Source organism: Actinomycetota bacterium, assembly GCA_035536535.1.
GTDB lineage: Bacteria > Actinomycetota > JAICYB01 > JAICYB01 > JAICYB01 > DATLNZ01.
Map to the genome: position 1 here is coordinate 1 of DATLNZ010000003.1, position 4,439 is coordinate 4,439.

At 71.3% G+C, this 4,439-nt stretch carries 6 protein-coding genes; 1 reads left to right on the forward strand and 5 read right to left on the reverse strand.

Annotated elements, in window-relative coordinates; translation table 11 throughout:
- Window positions 1-42: 42 nt before the first annotated feature.
- On the reverse strand, window positions 43-1,308 hold the full coding sequence (gene trpB / locus VNE62_00175; GenBank protein HVE90706.1) for a tryptophan synthase subunit beta: 1,266 nt from the start codon (window positions 1,306-1,308) through the stop codon (window positions 43-45).
- On the opposite strand from trpB, the gene VNE62_00180 reads away from it, so the two are divergent.
- On the forward strand, window positions 1,307-1,576 hold the full coding sequence (locus VNE62_00180) for a hypothetical protein (GenBank protein HVE90707.1): 270 nt from the start codon (window positions 1,307-1,309) through the stop codon (window positions 1,574-1,576). The genes trpB and VNE62_00180 overlap by 2 nt on opposite strands.
- On the opposite strand, the gene VNE62_00185 is transcribed toward VNE62_00180, so the two are convergent.
- The 4 genes from VNE62_00185 to VNE62_00200 all read right to left on the reverse strand — a co-directional run.
- Window positions 1,539-2,183 carry a phosphoribosylanthranilate isomerase gene (locus VNE62_00185; protein HVE90708.1) on the reverse strand — a complete coding sequence of 215 codons (645 nt, stop codon included), beginning with the start codon at window positions 2,181-2,183 and terminating at the stop codon, window positions 1,539-1,541. The genes VNE62_00180 and VNE62_00185 overlap by 38 nt on opposite strands.
- Window positions 2,180-2,953 (reverse strand): indole-3-glycerol phosphate synthase TrpC, encoded by a 774-nt coding sequence (trpC, locus tag VNE62_00190; protein HVE90709.1) that lies wholly within the window; start codon window positions 2,951-2,953, stop codon window positions 2,180-2,182. Before trpC ends, VNE62_00185 begins: the two co-directional genes overlap by 4 nt.
- Window positions 2,950-3,969 carry an anthranilate phosphoribosyltransferase gene (trpD, locus tag VNE62_00195; protein ID HVE90710.1) on the reverse strand — a complete coding sequence of 340 codons (1,020 nt, stop codon included), beginning with the start codon at window positions 3,967-3,969 and terminating at the stop codon, window positions 2,950-2,952. Before trpD ends, trpC begins: the two co-directional genes overlap by 4 nt.
- 86 nt (window positions 3,970-4,055) lie before the next feature.
- Window positions 4,056-4,439 (reverse strand): M28 family peptidase (locus VNE62_00200; protein HVE90711.1); only part of this gene is annotated, 384 nt, incomplete at its 5' end.

The following is a 4,439-nucleotide window of genomic DNA, read 5'->3' on the forward strand; positions in this document are numbered from 1 at the left end:
TGCGGCGCGTCAGGACACCGCGCAGGTGCGACTCGAGGTCGGTCACCAGCCGGACGACTCCGTGGACGAGTACCCGCGGACGGCCTCCACGTCCTTGTCGCCGCGGCCGGACAGAAGAAGCACGACCTCGGCCAGTCCCGACAGCCGTCCCGCATCGGCCTCCCGCATCAGCCAGCCCACGGCGTGCGCCGGCTCCAGGGCCGGGATGATCCCCTCCATCTCCGCCAGCGCCTTGAAGCCCGACAACGCCTCCGCGTCATCGGCCGGCACGTACTCCGCCAGTCCCTGCGCGGCGAGGTGGGCGTGCTCCGGTCCGATGCCCGGGTAGTCCAGGCCGGCGGAGATCGAGTGGGCGGGCAGGATCAGGCCGTCCGGGTCCTGCATGATCCTGGTCATGGCCCCGTGCAGGACGCCGTCCGTGCCCCCGGACACGGCCGCCCCGTGGGAGCCGGTGTGAACGCCCAGGCCCCCGGCCTCCACTCCCACCAGGCGGGGGCCGAGGCCCAGGAACCCGGAGAAGATCCCTATGGCGTTGGACCCTCCGCCCACGCACGCCACGACGAGGTCCGGGAGCCGCCCGGCGTAGTCCAGGATTTGTTCGCGGGCCTCGTCGCCTATCACCTGCTGCAGCTCGGCGACCATCCACGGGTAGGGGTGCGGTCCCACCACCGAGCCGATGACGTAGTGGGTGGTCTCGACGTTGGCGACCCAGTCGCGGAACGCCTCGTTAATGGCGTCCTTGAGGGTCCTGCTGCTGGACTCCACCGGCACGACCCGGGCGCCGAGCATCTGCATGCGGAACACGTTCAGCGACTGGCGGCCGACGTCCTCGGCCCCCATGTAGACCTCACAGTCCAGGCCGAACAGCGCCGCCGCGGTCGCCGTCGCGACCCCGTGCTGTCCAGCTCCGGTCTCGGCGATGACGCGGTTTTTGCCGAGCCTGCGCGCGAGCAGGCACTGGCCCAGGACGTTGTTGATCTTGTGCGAGCCGGTGTGGGCCAGGTCCTCGCGCTTGATCCACACACGGGGGCCGAGGCGCTCGGACAGCCTTCGGGCGTGATACAGCGGCGTCGGACGTCCCGCGTAATGGCGCAGGTGGTGATCCAGCTCGGCCCGATAGTCGTGGTCCTCGCGCGCTGAGCGCCATGCGTCCTCGAGCTCCAGCAGCGCCGGCATCAGGACCTCCGGCGCGTAGCGTCCCCCATAGGAGCCGAACCTGCCCCGTTCGTCGGGCTCGATCCTTAGAGGCGGTCGGTCCGGAGCCTGAGCGTTGGCCTCGCCCGGTCCGGAGGCTACGCTTTCGGCCATGGCCGCAACGCTAGCAGCGCGCCGCTGGGTGATGCCCCTGGTCTGGGGGTTGCTTCTGGCGGCAGCCGTCGTGGCCGGTGCGGCGACATGGGTGCTGACGTCCGCACGGTGCCTGGCGACGTCGGCGGTCATCCCCTCCGGCGCCTGTGGCTCGTCCTGGTTCGAGAGGCTCCTGCTGGCGGCCAGCGCCACCGTCGCCGTGGCGGGGGCCACCGGATTCGCTGTGTCGCTCAGGCGCCTGCGCGAGCGGCGGACACGAACGCACTGAGCTTTTCCGCGTCCTTCACCCCGGGCGAGGACTCGACGCCGGACGAGACGTCCACGCCGTCGGGGCCGAGGCGGGATATGCCCTCGGCGACGTTGTCCGCGGTAAGGCCCCCGGACAGGACCCACGGGACCGCCGGACGGACGGCCTCGATGTCTTCCCAGGGCGCGGTGTGTCCGGTTCCGCCGAGCAGGCCCTCGACGTAGGCGTCGAGGTGCACCGCGTGACAGTCCAGGGACTCCAGCCCCTGAAGATCCTGCGGGCCCCGGACGCGCACCGTCCGCAGGACGACCACTCCGGCCGGCAGCTCCGGGTAGCCCGGCCGCTCGAGCTGCAGCTCCGCCGGGACCTGGACCCCGTCCAGCGAAAGCGACGACACCGCACGAAGGACCGCGCCCGGGCTCGTCGCGTCGAAGACCCCGAAGGCAGACACGCCGTCCGGTAGGGCCTCGCGGATGCGCGACGCCTGCCCGAGTGTCAGGCGACGCGGTGAGATCGCGAAGATCATCCCGATCGCCGACACCCCGGCATCGCAGGCGGCCGCGACGTCCTCGACGCGCGTGACCCCGTCCACCTTGACCCAGATCCCGCGGGGGTCCTCGAGCCTCACGACCGGCCCAGCAGCTCCCTGACGCGCGCAGCCGCGTCCTCTGCCCGGACGAGCGCCTCCCCCACCAGCACGGCGTCCACTCCCGCGCTCTCCAGCGCCTCGACGTCCCGGCGCGAGGAGATCGCACTCTCGCCGACCACGGCCACCCCCGCCGGGACGAGCGGGCGCAGCCGCACGGTCGCGTCCGGGTCCTCCTCGAAGGTCTCCAGGTCCCGGTGGTTCACGCCGACGATCGAGGCCCCCGCGTCCGCGGCTCGCGCCAGGTCCTTTTCGTCGAAGACCTCGACGAGGGCGGCCATGCCGAGGCGATGCGTCTCGTGCATCAGCAGGCCGAGCATCTCGTCGCTGAGAATCCGGACGATCAGCAGCACGGCGTCCGCGTACCAGGCGCGCGCCAGCAGGACCTGCCTCGGGTCAATCACGAAGTCCTTCCACAGGACCGGCAGCTGCGTCGCCTCACGCGCTGCGGCGAGGTCGGCCGCACTGCCCTTGAAGAACTCCGGTTCAGTGAGCACGGACAAAGCCGCCGCTCCCCCGGCTTCGTAGCAGCGCGCCTGAACGGCCGGGTCGAGGCCTTCGTTCAGCACTCCTCGTGACGGTGAGGCCCTCTTGAACTCGGCGATGAGCGACATACCGGGGGCCCGGACCGCGGCGGCGAAGTCGCGCGGCGGAAGCGCCGACGAAACGCGGCTTTGGAGCGTCGCCGGATCGGCGCACTCGGCCTCGACGGACCTGCGCCGCGACTCCAGGATCTTCTCGAGAAACGTCACGGCAGGGACCGGGACAGGTCCACCAGCCGCTCCAGCGCGGCGGCGGCCTCGCCTGAGTCGATGCTCTTGGCGGCCAGCACGGCCCCTTCACGGACGTCGTCCGCGGCGCCCGCCGCAACGAAAGCCGCACCAGCGTTCAGCAGAACGCAGTCCCGGAAGGCACCCGGCCTTCCGTCCAGGACATCGCGCAGCTCGTGCGCGTTTCCCTCAGCCTCCGCACCGGACAACGACTCCAGCGGCGCCTCCGGCAGGCCCGCATCGGCCGCGGTGATCGAGGACCTGGTCACCGAGCCCGCGTCCACCGTGAACACGGTGTTGTCCCCCTGGAGCGTCAACTCGTCGGCCCCGTCTGCTCCGTGGACCACGAGAGCGCGCTCGACGCCCAGCCGGGCCAGTGCATGGGCCACGACCTCCACGCGCCCGGGGTCGCCCACCCCGACCAGCTGGAAGCTCGGACGCGCGGGGTTCGTCAGGGGGCCGAGCAGGTTAAACGACGTCGGGATCCGAAGCTCCGTGCGCAGCGGCATCAGCCGGGCCATCGCCGGGTGGAACGCCGGCGCGAACATAAAGCCGATCCCGGCTTCGTCGATGCACCGCTCCACCTGCTTCGGGGTGAGGTCCAGGCGCACGCCTAGCGCCTCGAGGACGTCGGCCGAGCCCGTCCGGCTGGAGACGGCCCGGTTGCCGTGTTTGGCCACCGGGAGCCCGGCTCCCGCCACCACAAAGGCCGCGGCGGTGGAGACGTTGAGGGTCCCCTTTCGGTCGCCGCCGGTGCCGCACGTGTCCACCAGTCCGGTGGCCGCCGGCCTCACCGGCAGGGCTCGGTCGCGCATCGCGGAGGCGAGCCCGGCGAGCTCGTCCGCGGTCTCGCCCTTCATGCGCAGCGCGACCAGAAAGGCGGCCACGGCTCCGGGAGAAGCGTCTGCCGCGACTATCTGCTCGACGGCGGCGACACACTCGTCAAAACCGAGATCGGCGCCGTCGACCAGCTTGCGAAGGGAGTCGAGCAGCGACATCGGTCAACTCTACCGACCACCATGCGCGAGCCTGATCGTCAACCACAGGGTTGCGCAAAATCGCGAACAAGTCGCCGGCCCAAGCTTCAGGTGTAGCTGCGGGCAGCCTCCAAGGCCACGCGGCCCGCCCGTTCCACCGACGCCGGCTGAACCCGGTCGAAGGTGTCGCCCGGCGAGTGGACGACCGGGTCCTCGCCCGACCACAGCCACCCGGCGCTCATGCCGGCCTTGATGAAGGTGCCGTGATCGGACACGTCGCCCATCGCCACCTCGCGGACCGGGACCCCCAGCCGCCTGGCGATCGATACCAGCCGCGTGTGGGTCTCCGGAACCGTCTCCCTCAACCGGCCGACGACCAGCGACGGCCCCCGGCCGACCATGTCCACGTTGATCATCGCCACCAGGTCCCGCTTGGCCTGCTCGTCCATCGCGGCGACGTAGGCGCGGGACCCCAGGTGGTGGTCGTCGTT

Coding starts and splice junctions, on each gene's coding strand:
- trpD (HVE90710.1), bottom strand. CDS start 3,969: ATGTCGCTGCTCGACTCCCTTCGCAAGCTGGTCGACGGCGCCGATCTC.
- VNE62_00180 (HVE90707.1), top strand. CDS start 1,307: ATGGCCGCAACGCTAGCAGCGCGCCGCTGGGTGATGCCCCTGGTCTGG.
- trpB (HVE90706.1), bottom strand. CDS start 1,308: ATGGCCGAAAGCGTAGCCTCCGGACCGGGCGAGGCCAACGCTCAGGCT.